Source organism: Actinomyces johnsonii (genome assembly GCF_006546835.1).
In the GTDB taxonomy this organism is placed as follows: domain Bacteria; phylum Actinomycetota; class Actinomycetes; order Actinomycetales; family Actinomycetaceae; genus Actinomyces; species Actinomyces johnsonii.
In genome coordinates, this window is sequence record NZ_VICB01000008.1 from 1 (window position 1) to 16,088 (window position 16,088).

The 16,088-nt window shown below is 71.1% G+C and carries 9 protein-coding genes; 4 read left to right on the forward strand and 5 right to left on the reverse strand.

Annotated features, from left to right (window positions below):
- The 3 genes from FK256_RS06620 to FK256_RS06630 all read left to right on the forward strand — a co-directional run.
- On the forward strand, positions 1–297 hold a 297-nt coding region (locus FK256_RS06620; protein ID WP_141424185.1), incomplete at its 5' end, for a tetratricopeptide repeat protein.
- 51 nt (positions 298–348) lie between these two features.
- Positions 349–1,674, forward strand: coding sequence for a metallophosphoesterase family protein (locus FK256_RS06625; protein ID WP_141424186.1), 1,326 nt, complete (start codon positions 349–351; stop codon positions 1,672–1,674).
- Positions 1,671–5,150, forward strand: a complete 3,480-nt coding sequence (locus FK256_RS06630) for an AAA family ATPase (protein WP_141424187.1) — start codon at positions 1,671–1,673, stop codon at positions 5,148–5,150. Before FK256_RS06625 ends, FK256_RS06630 begins: the two co-directional genes overlap by 4 nt.
- 66 nt (positions 5,151–5,216) lie before the next feature.
- Here FK256_RS06630 and FK256_RS14580 read toward each other — a convergent pair whose 3' ends face one another.
- The 5 genes from FK256_RS14580 to FK256_RS06660 all read right to left on the reverse strand — a co-directional run bounded on the left by FK256_RS14580 (position 5,217) and on the right by FK256_RS06660 (position 14,880).
- Positions 5,217–6,740, reverse strand: coding sequence for a hypothetical protein (locus FK256_RS14580; protein WP_244936233.1), 1,524 nt, complete (start codon positions 6,738–6,740; stop codon positions 5,217–5,219).
- Between the two features lie 1,528 nt (positions 6,741–8,268).
- Positions 8,269–9,306 (reverse strand): hypothetical protein, encoded by a 1,038-nt coding sequence (locus tag FK256_RS06645; protein ID WP_141424188.1) that lies wholly within the window; start codon positions 9,304–9,306, stop codon positions 8,269–8,271.
- A gap of 133 nt (positions 9,307–9,439) precedes the next feature.
- Entirely contained in the window at positions 9,440–10,066 is a 627-nt protein-coding gene (locus tag FK256_RS06650) for a hypothetical protein (RefSeq protein WP_244936235.1), read from the reverse strand.
- A 108-nt stretch (positions 10,067–10,174) separates the two neighbouring features.
- Positions 10,175–12,406 (reverse strand): beta-galactosidase, encoded by a 2,232-nt coding sequence (locus FK256_RS06655; RefSeq protein ID WP_244936237.1) that lies wholly within the window; start codon positions 12,404–12,406, stop codon positions 10,175–10,177.
- Between the two features lie 62 nt (positions 12,407–12,468).
- Positions 12,469–14,880, reverse strand: coding sequence for a sialidase family protein (locus FK256_RS06660; RefSeq protein WP_141424189.1), 2,412 nt, complete (start codon positions 14,878–14,880; stop codon positions 12,469–12,471).
- A gap of 151 nt (positions 14,881–15,031) precedes the next feature.
- Here FK256_RS06660 and FK256_RS06665 point away from each other — a divergent pair, with 151 nt between their 5' ends.
- Positions 15,032–16,042: a DUF4862 family protein gene (locus FK256_RS06665; RefSeq protein ID WP_141424190.1), complete on the forward strand. Its 1,011-nt coding sequence runs from the start codon at positions 15,032–15,034 to the stop codon at positions 16,040–16,042.
- Positions 16,043–16,088: the final 46 nt, after the last annotated feature.

The following is a 16,088-nucleotide window of genomic DNA, read 5'->3' on the forward strand; positions in this document are numbered from 1 at the left end:
ATCCTGGGCCCCAACCACCCCGACACCCTCACCTCACGCAACAACCTCGCCAACGCCTACCAGGCAGCCGGCAGGCTCGACGAAGCCATCACCCTGTATGAGCAGACCCTCGAAGACCGCACCCACATCCTGGGACCCCACCACCCCGACACTCTCGCCTCCCTCAGCAACCTCGCCGAGGCCTATCGCGCCGCAGGAAGAATCGAGGATGCGGAGAAACTCTTCGAGACGCTGTCGGGCTCAGAGGACGAGCAGGACAGCACCGAGGGCGCCCCGGACCAGAAGACAGGCGACTGACCGCCACAAGCCGCCGTCATTGATGTCGGTGGGCTGTGAGACAGTGTCGGCATGCGGATCCTCCACACCTCCGACTGGCACCTGGGGCGCACCTTCCACGGGCGCGTGCTCGATGACGCGCACGCCGCCTTCGCCGACCACCTCGTCGAGCTCGTCAGCGCCGAAGCAGTCGATGCCGTGCTCGTCGCCGGGGACGTCTACGACCGCGCCGTCCCGCCCAACGACGCCGTCGCCCTCCTCGATGAGACCCTGTGCCGCCTGACCGAGCGCACCCGGGTGGTCCTGACCCCCGGCAACCACGACTCCGCCCGCCGCCTCGGCTTCGCCGCCGACCTCATGCGCGAGGGCCTCATCATCCGGGCCCGCACCGCCGGCCTCGACCGCGGCATCATCCTTCCCGACGCCGACGGCAACGAAGCCGCCATCGTCCACGCCCTGCCCTACCTCGACCCCGACGCCGCTCGCGAGATCCTCCCGCTTCTGCTCGCCGAACGTCTCGGCGAGGAGACCCCCGCGAAGCACGCAGCAGGGGAAGACCAGGCCGAGAGCGGGGACGCCTCCTCTCAGCCCGTTCAACCAGAGCGCCCACGCCTGCCCCGCTCCCACGAGGCGGTCGTCTCCGCCGCCCTGCGCCTCGTGGCCGCGGACCTGGACCGCCTGCGCGCCGGCCGCACCCGGCGCCTGCCGAGCCTGCTCATGGCCCACGCCTTCGTCGTCGGCGGCGAGGCGTGCGAGTCCGAGCGGGACATTCGCGTCGGCGGCGTCGACTCCGTGCCCTCCGGCGTCTTCACCACCCTGGGCGGCTCGCCCCTGGCCGAGCGCAGCGGCGGCCTGGACTACGTGGCCCTCGGCCACCTGCACCGGCCCCAGGAGCTCACCCGGCCCATCGGCCCGCGCCTGGTCTACTCCGGCTCACCCCTGCCCTTCTCCTTCGACGAGGCCGAAGGCGCCCGCAACTCGGCCACCAAGTCCTCCGTCCTGCTGGACCTGGACGCCGACGGCGTCACCGGGCTGGATCGCATCCCCACCCCGGTCCTGCACCAGGTGCGCACCCTGACCGGCACCATGCCCGAGCTCCTCTCCCCCGCCTTCGACGACGCCACCGGCGCCTGGGTGCGCGTCATCCTCCAGGGCGAGCGGCCACCCGGCGCCCTGGCCACCCTCAAGGAGCGTTTCCCCAGCCTCCTGGCCTTCCAGCACGAGGCCCCCACGCGCACCGCCCGCGAGCGCATCGCCGTCACCGCCGCGGCCGACCCGCTGCGCATCACCGAGGACTTCTTCGACGACGTCTGCGGGCGCGCCCCGCAACCCTCCGAGCGCGGCGTCCTGCGCAGCGCCTACGAGTCAGCCCTGGCGGGCGCGAGGAGCGAGCGATGAGGATCCACTCCCTGACCATGACCGGTATCGGCCCCTACGCGGGGCGGGAGCACATCGACTTCGACGCGGTGGGCGCCTCCGGCCGCTTCCTGCTCACCGGCCCCACGGGCTCGGGCAAGACCACCATCATCGACGCGATCGTCTTCGCCCTCTACGGGGACGTGGCCGACTCGGCCGACTCCTCCAAGGAGCGCATCCGCTCCACCCTCGTGGGCCCGCACACCGAGAGCGTCATCGAGCTCGTCTTCTCAACCGGCGCCGGCGTCTACCGGGTGCGCCGCACCCCCACCTACGAGCGGGCCAAGCGGCGCGGGCAAGGCACCACCACCCAGAACGGCACCGTCAAGCTCTGGCACCTGGCCGAGGTCGGCGGGGAGCCGCTCGATGAGCCCGTCACCCGCGTGGGCGACGCCGACGCGGAGATCACGCGCGCCGTGGGCTTAAGCCGGGAGCAGTTCACGCAGACGGTCGTCCTGCCGCAGGGCAAGTTCGCCCGGTTCCTGCGCGCCGACTCCTCCGAGCGCCAGCACCTCCTCAAGGACGTCTTCGGCACCGGCATCTACGACGCCATCCAGGACGCCCTCATCCAGGCCTCCCGGGACGGGGCCCGGCGGGTCGAGCAGGCCGCAGCCGACCTGCGAGGGCAGGTCACCTCCCTGGGACGACACCCCCTCCTCACCGAGGCCCCCTCCCCCACTGATACCGCAGATGCCGACGAGGAGACCGACGACGCCGATCAGGCGGTTCACTCGGAGGACTCTTCACCGGACAACTCGTCGCTGCAGGCCCCGTCCGGAGGGACCCAGGAGGCGCTGCCGCTGCCCATGGAAGACGCCGACCGCGCAGAGCCTCAGGAGGCCGACGCCGGCCCGGCTCCAACGCCGGCCCAGGCCTTGGAGGCGGCGATGGCGGGCGCCACCCCGGACCTGGTGGCTCTTCGCCGAGTCGGGGCCGAGGTGCTGGAGGCCTCGCGCGGCGGCGCCCGGCAGGCCGATGCTCGGGCCGAGACCGCGGGGAAGGCCCTCACCCGAGCTCAGGCCGCCCGTGAGGAGGCCCAGAAGCTCCACGACCTCCTGGCGCGACGCCGGGCGCTGGTCGAGGAGACTCAGCGGTTGGCCGAGCGCGCCGAGCAGGACGCCGCCGACGCCGAGCGCCTCCGGGACGCCGAGCGCGCCGCCCGGGTGCGGCCGTACCTGACCGCCGAGCAGGCAGCCCGCGGCCGCGCCCAGCAGGCCGTCGCCGCTCTGGCCGCTCGCGCCGACCAGAGCGGGCTGGCCCACCTGGCCGAGCAGGCCGGAGTCACCAGTGCCGGCAGCGCGGAGGAGGCCACCGGCAGCGACACTGACAGTCATGGTGCCGCGGTGACGCCCGCCGCTCTCGTCGACCCTCTGGTCCGTGAAGCACAGCGCCAACTCGCCGCGCTCGATGATGAACCGGGCGGCACCGAACCGGCAGTGGTCGCGCCGGAACCCGTAGAGCCGGGCATCCCCGCCATGCGAGACGACGACGGCGAGGCATCTGAGACGTCCGTGGCGGCCAACGTATCCAAAACGGCTCACGCCGAGGCATTGAGCACCCGCGGCCTCGACGACCTGGCGCACCACTGCCGTCGCGAGCACGGGCAGCTCGAAGCCCTCGTCGACCTCGAGGCCGGCCTCCCCGAGCGCGAAAGCGCCTTGCAGCAGAGGGAGGCGGAGCTGCAGCGCGCCGCAACCCAGCTGGAGCAGCGCGCGGAGAAGCTCGCCGAGCGCCCCGCGCAGCGCACCGCCCTAGTGGAGAAGCTGGAGGCGGCGCAGGCAGCCCGCGAGCGCCTGGACGGCCTTCAGGACCGCCGTGCCCGGGCCGAGGAGCGCCACCGCGCCGCCCTCGCCGTCGAGCAGCTCAGCGCCCAATTGACCCAGCAGGACGCTGCCTGCACTCAGGCGGCAACGCTTGCGCGGGAGGCGACCGAACGAGTTCGCGCCACCCGCCTGGCCTGGATCTCCGGGACCGCCGGAGCGCTGGCCGGCGAGCTCACCGAGGGCGAGCCCTGCCCCGTGTGCGGCTCACCCACGCACCCCTCCCCCGCCTCCGCAGACGCCGAGGGCGCCACCCGCCAACAGGTCGAGGCCACCGAGGAGCACCAACGGCAGGCCGACGAGGCGCTCAGCGGAGCCGTCCGGGAGCGAGACACCTGTGCCACCCGGCTTCAGGAGGCCCAGCGCACCAGTGACGGCATGGACGCCCCCGCCGCCAAGACCGCGCTGGAAGCGGCCACCACCGCCCTGACCACGGCTCAGGCCGCAGCCGACGGCGTCGACGAGCTGGTCGAGCGGCTCGAGGCCTTCGATGCCGACTCCGAGCAGGAGCGCACCGCACTCGATGCCGCCCGCTCGGCCCAGGAATCGACACGCAGCCGTCTGGAGGCCGAGCGCGAGACCCTGGCCCAGGACCAGCAGCACTGCCTCGAGGCGCGCGGGTCCTGGCCGAGCGTCACCGCCCGCGCCGCCGCGCTCCTCGTGCGAGCCAAGGAGGCCGAGGACGCCTCCGAGGACGTCGACACTGCCCACACCGCCCTGGCCCAGGCCCGCAGTGCCCTGGCCGACCTAGCCGCGGCGCTGGAGGAGGAGGGTTTCACCAGCGCGGCTCAGGCAACGGCGGCCCTCATGGAGCGCGGCGCTGTCGAGGCCCTGTCTACAACCGTGCGCGCCGCGACCACCGCCCGGGAGCGGGTCCGTATGGGGCTGGAGGACCCGGAGATCGCCGCCTTGAGCGGCCAGGAGGAGGACCACCTCGAGGATGCCGCCGCTGAGCTCGCCCGGGCGGACGCCGCCGCGAGGCAGGCCGCCTCCCTCCAGGCACGCACCGCCGAGTCCCACGAGCATCTGCGCCGGGCCGTTGACGGCGTTGAGCAGGCGGCCACCGCCTATGAGGAGGCGGCCGGCTCCAGTGCCGACCTCATCCGGGTGGCGAACCTCGCCCGCGGGGAGAACGAGGCCGGCACGCCCCTGGCCACCTGGGTGCTGCAAGCCCGCTTCGAGGAGGTCCTCGTCTTCGCCAACGAGCGCCTGTCCCAGATGTCCTCCGGACGCTACGAGCTCATCCGCGTCGCCGAGGAGACCAGCCGGTACAGGCGCCGCAAAGGGCTGGGCCTGGCCGTCGTCGACCACCTCGGTCACGAGCGCACCCGCGACCCCCGGACCCTCTCGGGCGGGGAGACCTTCTACGTCTCCTTGTCACTAGCACTCGCCCTGGCCGACGTCGTCTCGGCCGAGTCCGGGGGCGTGAGCCTAGAAACCCTCTTCATCGACGAGGGCTTCGGCACCCTGGACGCCGACACCCTCCAGGCGGTCATGGCCCAGATCGACCACCTGCGCGCCGGCGGGCGCACCGTCGGCATCGTCTCCCACGTGGCCGAGCTACGCGACCAGATCGCCGAACACATCGCAGTGCGGCGCGTCGCCTCAGGCGGATCCACCCTGAAGGTGACCGCCTGAGGCGACGCGCCGCGAATACGTCCTCCTGGCCGGTGCCGCCCCAGCGGCCAGCACCGGCCTGCCGTCCTAGTAGACGCCGCCGGAGGACTCAATCTTGATGGTGGGCTCCTCAGAGTCCTTCGACCACTCGACCTTCCCGGAGAACTTGAACTTCGCCTTCCGGGAAGTGGGGTTCTTCTCGAAGGTCGACGGCTTGGGCGTCCCGGAGATATTGATCTCGTCGGAATCGAAGGACATGCTCTCACTATCCTTGGAGAACTCCACCTTCGTGGCGTCCTTGTCAACGGACATCGACGCCATGCTCTCGGAAGTCTCGTAGGGACACGGCTTATCCTCATTGTTAGGAACCGTCGTGCAGGTCTTCGTCTGCTCCTTGACCTTCTCCAGAGCTTTCTTGCTCAGCTCGTCGGTGGGCTTGGCTTTCACCCGCATATCCTGGTCTGGCGACTTCGAGATCCCGCGACTGCCGTCATCCGCAGGCGTGGTGACAGTGAACGACGTGTCCTGGAGCTCCAGGTACTTGCCCATGGAGTCCGGCGCCGCCAACGGGTAGGTGGCCGGGTAGACGTACTGCGACTTCACCTCCTCCTTCGACGTCGTCGAATCCTCCGTGTCAGGCAGATCGAGCGTGGTGCCACCCACCTTGAGCGAGGAGAGCGGCTTGGCGCTGAAGTGGACGAGCATAACCAGTGCGTTGTTCACCTTCCAGCTCTCCAACCCGAAGGATCCGGAGCTCTTCGTTGCATTGAAGGTGTAGGTGAAGGCCTTGCCGTCCAGAGACAGCTGGGCCCGGACCGTCGCCGCGTCACCGGAGATCGTGGGCTCGTCGATCTTGGTGACCTTGATCCTCGACTTGGCGGCACCCAGGGCCTCATCGGTCAGCAGCTTGCGCTGGTCGTTGGGCACGCCGGGGTCCACCATCTTGGTGGCCTCGGTCGCCTTCCCCTCCGACAGGAGCGAAAGATAGCTCTCGACCACCTTGTCCGGGCTGCGCATGCCGTTGACGAGGTTGAGAGCCACGACGCCCGCAACCACCAGCGCCACCACGACGCCCCCCGCGATCACAACCCGGGTGACCTTGCGACGGGAGGCCGCATCCATCGGGGCGGGCTCGGGCAGGGCGCCCGCCGCTGCCGCCGGGGCTGCGCCGTCGGCAGCGGGGGCCGGGGCCTGGGAGGCGGGCGTGGTCTCCACCCACTGGCCGGTGTCCGCGTCCATCGAGAAGACAGCGCCGGTGGCCGTGTCCGTGGCGATACTGCCCCCCGTGACCGGGTCGGTGCCGTAGACCCACTGCTGGGCCGACGTCGTCCCCGGCTGGCTGCCCGAGGTGCCGGCCAGCCAGGCCGCGCTGGCCTTCTTCCCTGCGACCAGCGGCAGCGCCGCGGGGAAAGCGGAGTAGAGCCACATGGGCAGGAACTCCGCCAAGCCCGAGATGAGCACCACCACGATCCCAAACGCGATGAAGGTCAAGACGTTCGGCTGAATACCGAGGTAGAGCTCGCGTGCGGCCTCGGTGCTCGAGGAACGTAGCGGCGTGTCAGTGCCGGAGAACCGGAGCGGGAGCGGGCCGTAGAAGACGATCGCACCCACAGGGCCACGAGTGGAAGCTGCCAGATCCGCTGCCCCTGGGGCTGCCCGGTGCGGGCACGGCTGACGCCCACGCGCACCGCCGCCGCCGCGATGACGATGATCATGGCCACGAACAGCAGGATCGACCAGCTGCCGAGCCAGGCCCAGGCATAGGCATCGCCTTTCTGCTGGCTGCTCAGGGACGGCATGACGGTGGCCAGTTCCATGGCCCGATCGGTGTCCGAGGTCATACCGCCCAGGGAGCCCAGACCGAGAGCGGCGAGCACCAGGTTCGGCAGGAAGACCGGCAGCAGGAGGATCGAGGCGAAGCCCCACCCGCGACTCAGGGCCACCCCGATGTAGGCGATGATGACGAAGATCCCGAGGACGACGCCGATCGCCACGCCCAGTGCGCCCAGCTCGCGGCCGACCTGCACCACCGGGCTCGGCATCCGCTCGAGCAGCTGCCCCTTGCTGCGGGCTATCACCAGAGCGACGAAGACCACGACGGTCACCAGGAGGATCGTCATAAGGGGCGAGGAGGAGACCGAAACATTCGACAGCCCCATCATCTTGGTACTCAAGGAGAAGGGAGCCGTGACCAGGCAGGCCAACAGCGCCACGGCGAAGGCCTCCGCCCCGGCTCGCGCCAGCATCGGCACGAGCGGCGCCGCAGATCCATCGACCGAGGCCCGGCGGCGCGCCAGCCAGTACACCCCGATCCCGGCGGCGGTCAGCGCCCCCATGGGGAGAATGCCAAAGGTCAGCACCACGGTCTCGTAAGAGGTCGACCCGGTCAGGACGAACTGCCCGCCCAGGCTCCAGCCCATGAGCAGGGGCAACGTGGAGAAAGTCGTCGGGAAGGTGTCCGACGTATCCATAGTCGTCATCGCCACGAGTGTCAGGATCGCGCTGACTGCCGCCGAACCGAGCACAACCGCGAGCGTCAGGGCGGTGGAGGTCAGGCCCGGGGCGGCGAACCAGGCGGTGAAAGTCTGCCCCATCGCCGAGGACGGCGCAGCCTGAGCGGCACCCGCCTGCATCTGGGGCGCCGACGCCGTAGGCGGCGCCATTCCCGCAGCCTGCGGGGCGGGCCCGACTTCGGGCGCCGGAACGGTGGCGGCTGCGGGGGAGGGCGGCGCAGGCGCAGGCTGCGGCGCCGGCGCGGGAGCAGGCTCCGGCTGCGGCGCAGGAGCAGCAACAGGCGTTTCCGGAGCACCGGCCCCCGGCGGGGGCGGCACCGGGATCGCGGGGAAGCTGCCGGTCTCAGGACCCGATGTCATCGGGGGCGGGGGAACAGGTGCGCCCTCGGAGGCCGATGGTGCACCGGCTTCCCCCGGGGCCTGGGCACCACCGGTGCCGAGGGAGGGATCAGGTGGAAAACTGTTGTTAGACACAGGGCTGCCTTCGATAGGGAATCGAACAGGATAGTTCTACCCCATCGAAACTAGCCGCACACCTGTTTCATGACCTGGTCTTAACATCCGATCGTTCGGAGCACCGCAACGAGCAGATCGCCGGCGGGATGCTGCGGCGCCCCTTGAGCGGTCTACTGACTATCTCCCCCTCCGGCCGGTTCTCCGTCACCCTGACTTTCGTCATCCTGTTGCCCGTCGCCCTCCTGGTCGGATCCGCCGGACTGGTCCCCCTGCTGGTCGGCGCCGTCCTGCGGGCCTCCATTCTGCTGGGCCGCCTTGTCCTTGACCGTGTTGAGGATGCTGATGATGTCCTCGCGCCCGGGGAAGGAGACTCCCGTCTGCAGGTTGTTGAGCAGCTGATCGATGTTGCCAACCTTGAGTTGGCCGGCGAAGTTCTCGGCCTCGGCCACCGTCTGGTCCTTGAGCACGCCCGCCCCGTAGTAGACGCCCGCGGCTGTCGCGGCTGCCGGCAGGAACAACGCCGCCAGCAGAAGGAGAAACGCGGGGCTCTTCGGCTTGGCCCGCACCAGGGCTGCGCAGGAGACGAAGAAGGCGATGAAGGCCAGGAGCGCCCCGCCGCCCATCGCGCCGATCGCGGTCCAATTCGGGGTCCATGACTGGCTCGAGAGGATCTCGAAGACATGGAGGGTGGCCAGCAGCGTGTACGTCCCCCACCCCAGTAGTCCGGAGGCCGCCAGCACCATGATGGTCCCCACGGGGAGCGCGGCCGTGCGACGGCGCTCGGGCGGTCGGGGAAGCGCCGCGGGCCGCACGGGCTCCGGCTCGCGCCAGGTCTCCTGCTCCGGCGCCCGGGAGGCGGGCGGAGCGGGCTCAGGACTGGCGTAGACGGGCTGCACTGGTGGGGCCGGCTCGGGGTAGACCGTTTGCATGGGCATGGCCATCGTCCTCGGCGCGGCGGGCGCGGGCTGGAGGACTTGGGTGTACTGGCTGCGCTGGTCGGGCGAGGCAGCCAGCTGCGGCGTCGACGTCGACGGCGGCAAGTAGCCCCAGCCCTCACCTCCCGGCGGCATGGCGATCGCCTCCGTGGCTCCCGCCTGGGCCTCGACCTGAGCAAGATCGATCCGCTCGGTGGGCCGTGCGCGGTCAACGGCCGGTTCCGCCTCGGCGGCGTCGTCGAACTGCGGTCCGCGAGAGAGGGGACGGGACACGATGAGGCTCCTTGCCAGAGAGTATCGATTGGGTCTCTACGACCACGAGGCTACGCCACCGTCGCCTCCAGCACGAGGAGCCCACGGCCACGCCGAGAACCTCACAACTCCCGGTCCGCACGCCACTCCGCCGTCAGGGTACGACGTCCTTGGCCGAGCGGATGGTCTCGACGATCTCCTCGCGCCAGGGAATCGAGAGCCCCATGCCCTCGACCCTGCCGAGGACCTCGTCCACCTGCTCGGGCTCAACCTTGCCCGCGTACTCCAGAGCCTGATTCATCGTGTGGTCCTTCAGCGCCGAGGTGCCGTAATGACCGCCGGCGGCCATCGCAGCCGCAGGAAGAACAAGGGACGCCAGGACGAGCAGGGCCGCCAAGGTCTTGGGACGGGCTCTGACCACTGCGACGACTGAGACGACGAATGCGACGAAGGCCAGGATGGCACCGGCGGCCACCACCATGACCGACGGCCAGCTGATCAGTCCCGCTCCTTGGAACACCACGTCGAAAACGCGGATCGAGGCGAGAAGGGCGTACGTCCCCCCGCCCAGAAGTGCGCAGGCCAGGATCACCATGACGACACCCGCCCGGAACGCCCTGGTGCGCCGGGGCTCGGGAGACGACGAGCCGGCCTCGGCGGGACCCGGAGCCGAGGGCGGAAGAGCCTCTGCGCCCCCGATCCCCATCCCGCCTCCGGAAGAGGCGACCTGCGGGTCGAAGGACGGCGAAGACGACGGCGAGAAGGATGAGGACATGGACATGGGACGCTCTTTCGGGGAATCAGAAGATAGCCGAACCCGGATGGCTCCAGCGATATCAGCATGCCACTGCGCGTACTTCCGGAAAACGGAAAGACCTCCCCATAAGCATCATCCGAGTTTCCTCGAGCGCACCACGAGCGCCGAGCGCGGGGCCAGGACCACATGGCCCGTGCAGGCCTCGCCGCTGATCAGGTCGGTGCCCACGATCCCGGCCACCTCGGCGGCCCGATCGCCGTGGTTGAGCAGGAAGAGGATCTCCCCGCGCCGCTGGGCCTCGACGCCGTCGGGCAGATCGGCGACCACGGGACGGATTCGGGCGTGTGCGCACACCAGTCTCAGCAGAGCGGCCCGGCCGACGGCGTCGAGGTCGGCGGCCACGTACCAGGCCGCCCCCGGGCCTCTCACCGGGCGCCGGGTGATGGCGGGGCGCCCGGCCAGGTCCGCTCCCCCGCCGCGGCCGTCGAAAACCGCCACCACCTCGACCGGTTCTTGGCCCTGACCTGCTTCGACGCCGCCAGGGGCCTCATCGATGCGGACCTCCTCGGCCCAGCCGCCGGCGCGCAGGTCGGGGGCCGGGGTGCCCATCTGGTCCAGAACGCGGCGAAGCGGTTCGCCGACCGCCTCCAACCCCATCCAGGTCTCGGCGGCGGGTGTTCCGACGGCACGGCTGACGCGGTTGACGAGCGCCCCTCGCGAGTCGTCCTGGCCCACCGGCCCGCTGAGGGCGGCGTGGTCGGTGACCCTCACCCCGAGCAGGGGCCGCAATGACCCGAGGTAGCCGCCCAGGACCGCTCCGGCATCGGTGTCGACGACCCCGGTGGGGCCGGCCACGACGACCTGGGCGCCCGCGGCGGCGGCCCCCTCCAGGTTCCGGGCCAGTTCAGGGTAGTCGATGAAGACCTCGGGAACGACGATGAGGCGGTATCCGGCCAGGTCAGCACGCACGGGGACGATGTCGGTGGCGATCCCGGCCTCCCACAGACTGCGGTGCCAGGCGCGGGCCGCCTCGAAGCGCTCCCCCGGCTCGACCGGACCGATGGTCGAGCTCAGGGCCCACTGGCTATCCCAGTCCAGGACGACGGCCGCCTCGGCGCGCACCGGCTCGCCCAGGACCGGCCCGAGCCGCTTCAGCGCCCGACCGGTGGCCACGACCTCGTCCCAGGTGCGGCCGGCGCGCCCGGCGTGGGGGACCATGCCGGAATGGAAGGTCTCAGCGCCCTGGCGCGACTGGCGCCACTGGAACTGCAGGACGCCGTCGGCGCCGTGGGCCACGCGCGCCAGGGACCACAGGAGGAACTGGCCAGGGCGCTTGGGCGAGTTGCGGCGGCGCCACTGGACGGCGCCGGGCGCCTGCTCCATGAGGATCCAGGGACGCCCGTCAGCCAGGCCGCGCATGAGGTCTCCCGCCCAGGCGACCTCATGGGCGGCGGCCGCATCGGCGGGGTCGGGGTAGGAGTCGTCGGAGATGATGTCGAGTGACTCAGCCCAGCGCCAGTAGTCGGTGGCCGGGAAGTCGCCCATGAAGTTGGTGGTCACCGGCAGGCTCGAGTGCGCGCGCAGGATGCGGGCCTCGGCCTCCATGAGGCTGCGCAGCTGGTGGTCGCTGAAGCGCCTCCAGTCCAGGAGCTGGGCAGGATTGTGGAAGGTGGGCATGGCCGCGGGCGGGCAGACCTGCTCCAGGCTCGTGTAGCGCTGGGACCAGAAGTCGGTGCCCCAGGCGGCGTTGAGGCGCTCGACGTCGCCGTAGCGGTCCGTCAGCCAGGCCCGGAAGGCCCGGGCGCAGGCGGGGCAGAAGCATTCGGCGGTGTGGCAGCCGTACTCGTTGCCGATGTGCCACATGACGACGCCGGGGTGGTCGCCCAGACGCTCGGCCAGCACTTCGGCCAGGGCGGCGGAGCGCTCCCGGTAGACGGTCGAGCTGGGGCAGTACTGCTGGCGCGAGCCGAAGCCCAGGCGCACGCCGTCGGCGCTCATCGGCAGGGACTCGGGGTGGTCGGTCGCCATCCAGGCGGGCGGGGAGGCGGTGGCGGTGGCCAGATCGACGGCGATGCCGGCGTCGTGGAGGCGGCCCACGATCTCCACCAGCCAGTCGAGCTCGTAGGAGCCCTCGCGCGGCTCGAGGCGCGCCCAGGAGAAGATCCCTAAGGAGACCAGGTTGACGCCGGCCTCGGCCATGAGTTCGAGGTCCTCGGCGAAGGTGGCCTCGTCCCACTGCTCGGGGTTGTAGTCGCCGCCGTAGGCGGGACTGGTCAGCCCCAGCAGCTCGTGGGGCGCGGGTCGGCGCACGCCGCCGTCAAGCGCGGGCCGGGAGGTGGGGACTGAGGGCACGGAGCTGGTCATGTGGCGATTGTCCCCCACCGCGCAGGCGGCCGGTGCCTAGGCGGGGCGGGCCGCTTGGGGATTCAGGAGATCGTCGAGCGGGACTCGGTCAGCCAGGTCAGGGGCACCGTGGTGAGGAACAGCCCCTGCCACTCGCGCTCCCACAGCAGGGCGATGTCACCGCCAGGCAGCTGGGCCATGCACTGGTAGACGTAGTGGCGCGGGTTGATGACCCGGTTGCGGGGCCAGGTGGCGCCATCGTCGTGGCTCAGGCGCATGACGCCGCAGCCGCGGAAGGGCAGCATCTGGGAGGCATTGGCGAAGACGATGCTCCTGCCGCCCGCCTTACCGGCGCCGGCGGCGTCATGAGCGCCGGTGACGGCGATGGCATTGGGCTGGGAGAAGATCTCGGTGAGCTGGGCGTCATAGTCGACCTCGCCCCAGGTAGCGCCGCCATCGCGGGAGACGGCATGGGCGACCCGCCCGGAGGGATGCTGGTTTCGGGCCCAGACGTGCACGGCGCCGTCGGCGCCTTCGACCAGGACGGACTCATACAGGCTGGCCCGCTCGTCGGCCAGGTCGCGCGAGGAGACGACGGCGCCCAGGACCTCGCGCCCGTCATTGGGAGAGGCGCCCAGGGTCCAGGTGGCTCCGCCGTCGTCGGAGTAGATGGCGGCGCAGGACAGGTGGCCGGTGCCTCCGGCCTCGTGGCTGTAGTAGACGGGGGCGAGGATGCGCCCGGCGTGCTCCGACCCAGTCAGCTGGATGGCGTTGCCAGGGCCGGTGCCCAGGAAGCACATCCAGTCGGCCTTGACCTGGGCGGTGATGTCGATCGGCTCGGACCAGGTGGCGCCGTCGTCGTCGGAGGTGATCATGAGCAGGTGGGAGCTGCGGTGCTGGAAGAGGCAGTCCTCGGGGGCCTGCTCGTAGGCGAGGTAGATGCTGCCGACCGCCTCGCCGCCCAGGAGGACGTCACCGGCGCGGGCGCCGGCGACGGTCTCATCGCTCGGGACGATGCGGTAGTCGGTGGGCTCGCCCGCGGCGGTGATGACGGCGCCGTCGGGCTCGACGGCGAACAGCTCGCCAACGCGGTTGTGCAGCACGCGGCGCCCGTGGGCGTCGAAGCCGGTGCCCACGGCGGCATTGGGCTGGCCGATGCCTCCGGGGAACTGGTCGACCAGGCAGATGACGCGCCCGGTGGAGCGGTCCTGAACCAGGACGGAGTCGATGAGGGAGGCTCCCAGCGCCCCGGTTCCCGGCAGCGAGAGGAGGGTGCGCATCTCCTCCCAGGTCTGGCCGCCGTCGAGGCTGCGGCGCATGACAAGGTTGATGTCGTTGGGGGCGTCGTTGGGGATGGAGACTCTCTGGTCGGCGCCGGCCAGGACGACACCGCTGTCGAGGGTCAGCAGGGAGGGGATCCGGTAGGACTCGGCGCCGTGGTAGCCGGTGTCGAACAGGGCGCGCGTGGGCAGCGGGGCGGCGCCGGCCAGGCGCTTGATCTGGGCGTCGGTGAGGGCTGCGTCGTAGACCATGGCGGTCTGGGCCTCACCGAAGAGGCGCTTGCCGTCCAGGTCTGCACCCACGACCACGCGGGCCACCGGCGCGATGTCGGCCAGGAAGGCGCCGCCGGGGGCGTGGGCAACCTGGTAGCCGTCGACGTGGATCTCCACCGCACCACGCCCCGAGGTCACGACGACGTCGTGCCAGGTCCCGTCGTCCCAGTGGCCCGGGGCGCGCACCTCGATGAGGGGCTCGGTCTCGTGCGAGTCCGCTCCGGGCAGGACCCGGTAGGCCAGGCCCTGCGCATCGATGTCGAGGTGCAAGGTGCCGGCCCGGCCGCTGGCGGCGACGACGGTACCGGCCTGGCCACGGCCGCGGGTGCGGAAGAGAGCGCGGATGGCGCCGGTGGTCAGGCCCCCGGTACGGCGGGCGTCGCGGGCAGAGAGCTCGCTGGCCGCGAACTGGACCAGTGGAACGGCGGCCAGGGACTGGGCCATGACGGCGCGGTCGCTGAGCGGTTCGGCCCAGGCGGCCAGGCGCGTCACCGTCGTGATCCCGTCGGGGTCGATGCTCACGCCGGTCAGACCGATCTGGGAGAGGAAGGCGGTCAGGGTCGTGGAGAAGCACTCATAGCCGTCGGCGTAGAGATGGGTGCCGGCGTCGTTGACGCTCAGGGCGATCGTGTGGGGGCGGCCGTCGTCCAGGCCCAGAGCGTCCTCGGCGTCGAGGACGCGACGTTCGACGCCGACCTGCTCCCCCGTCCCCGTCTTCGGCGAGCCGTTGGGTCCGAGGATTTGCTCGCCGTAGAGGCGCCCGGCACGCACAGACAGCGTGATCCTCCCGTTGGTACCGGCGAGAGTCATGAGGATGGCGTCGGCCCGGACGGCGGCGTCGAGGAGGATCGTGCCGCGCTCGCAGGAGGCCAGGGCGGCGAGGTCGCGCTCGCCGACGCTCAGGGGGGAGGAGGTGTCGGATGCGGTGAGATCGAAAAGCATGGCCTAAGTCCCTCGGGCCGGCATCGAGTGCCCGGCAGTGTTCCGCGACTGATCGGCGCTGAGCGCAACGGTGCGCCACCACGCCCTTCAGTCATATGATGTCTGATGTATCGCGCACTGTAGCACGATCCCAGAACCTCAAGGAGACCACATGTCCGCCGCCTCAGAGAATCGGTCTGCGAACCGAGCCGAGAACCAGGCTGAGAACCACGCTGCGAACCACGCTGAACGCCGAGTCGTACCGGTCGTCGTCGGCGCCTACCCCATGCTTCCCCCCGACGACGAGGACCGCCGGGGAGCCGCCGCCCTCTACGGCGCGCTGGCCGACCTCGGCTGGGTCGACGGCATCGAGCTGCCCTTCCGGGAGGCGCTCGACGCGCCCGAGCCGTGGCTGGCCGAGCAGCTGGCGGGGCGCTTCACGCAGTGCGTCGTCACGGCGATCCCGGGAACCATGGGCCGCACCGGAAAAGACCCCGCCTTCGGCCTGGCCTCCCCCGACGACGCCGGACGCGGCCGGGCGCTGGCCTACACCCGCTCGCTGCTCGAAGCGGTCGACCGCCTGCACCAGGCCGCGGGGCAGCAGGTCGTCACCCGGGTGGAGCTGCACTCGGCGCCCCACCACCAGGCCGATGCCGAGGCCTTCCACGCCTCCTTAAGCGAACTGACCGAGGACTTCGCCTCCCGGAGCCTGGGCATGATCGTGGAGCACTGCGACGCCGAGGGCGGCGTGGGCCCTTCGGAGAAGGCCTTCCTGCCGCTGTCCCAGGAGATCGCCGCCTGCAGGGACACCCCGGCTCTCATCACCGTCAACTGGGGCCGCTCGGTCATCGAGACCCACGACCCGGACACTCCGGAGAGTCACGTGCGCGAGCTGGTGGAGGCCGGCCGCCTGGGTGGCGTCATGATCTCGGGCGCCGGCCCCGAGGAGACCCAGTGGGCCTGGGCGTGGGCCGACGCGCACCTGCCGCTGGCCGAGCACGAGCCGACCAGCTGGCTCACGCCCGAACGGGTGGCCGCCACCATGCGCGCGGCTGGTTCCGCCCAGGCGTACGAGGGCGTCAAGATCAATACCCCGGCCGGCGCCTCCCTGGAGGAGAAACTGGCCTGGGTCTGCCGCGTCCGCGAGGTCATGCTCGCAGGACTCACCGAGCCCACCGACTGAGCACGCCAGGATCATCGCTTACCGCGTCGCCGGTTCTTCTGCCGTC

Coding starts and splice junctions, on each gene's coding strand:
- FK256_RS06625 (WP_141424186.1), top strand. CDS start 349: ATGCGGATCCTCCACACCTCCGACTGGCACCTGGGGCGCACCTTCCAC.
- FK256_RS06630 (WP_141424187.1), top strand. CDS start 1,671: ATGAGGATCCACTCCCTGACCATGACCGGTATCGGCCCCTACGCGGGG.
- FK256_RS06650 (WP_244936235.1), bottom strand. CDS start 10,066: ATGTCCATGTCCTCATCCTTCTCGCCGTCGTCTTCGCCGTCCTTCGAC.
- FK256_RS06655 (WP_244936237.1), bottom strand. CDS start 12,406: ATGACCAGCTCCGTGCCCTCAGTCCCCACCTCCCGGCCCGCGCTTGAC.
- FK256_RS06660 (WP_141424189.1), bottom strand. CDS start 14,880: ATGCTTTTCGATCTCACCGCATCCGACACCTCCTCCCCCCTGAGCGTC.
- FK256_RS06665 (WP_141424190.1), top strand. CDS start 15,032: ATGTCCGCCGCCTCAGAGAATCGGTCTGCGAACCGAGCCGAGAACCAG.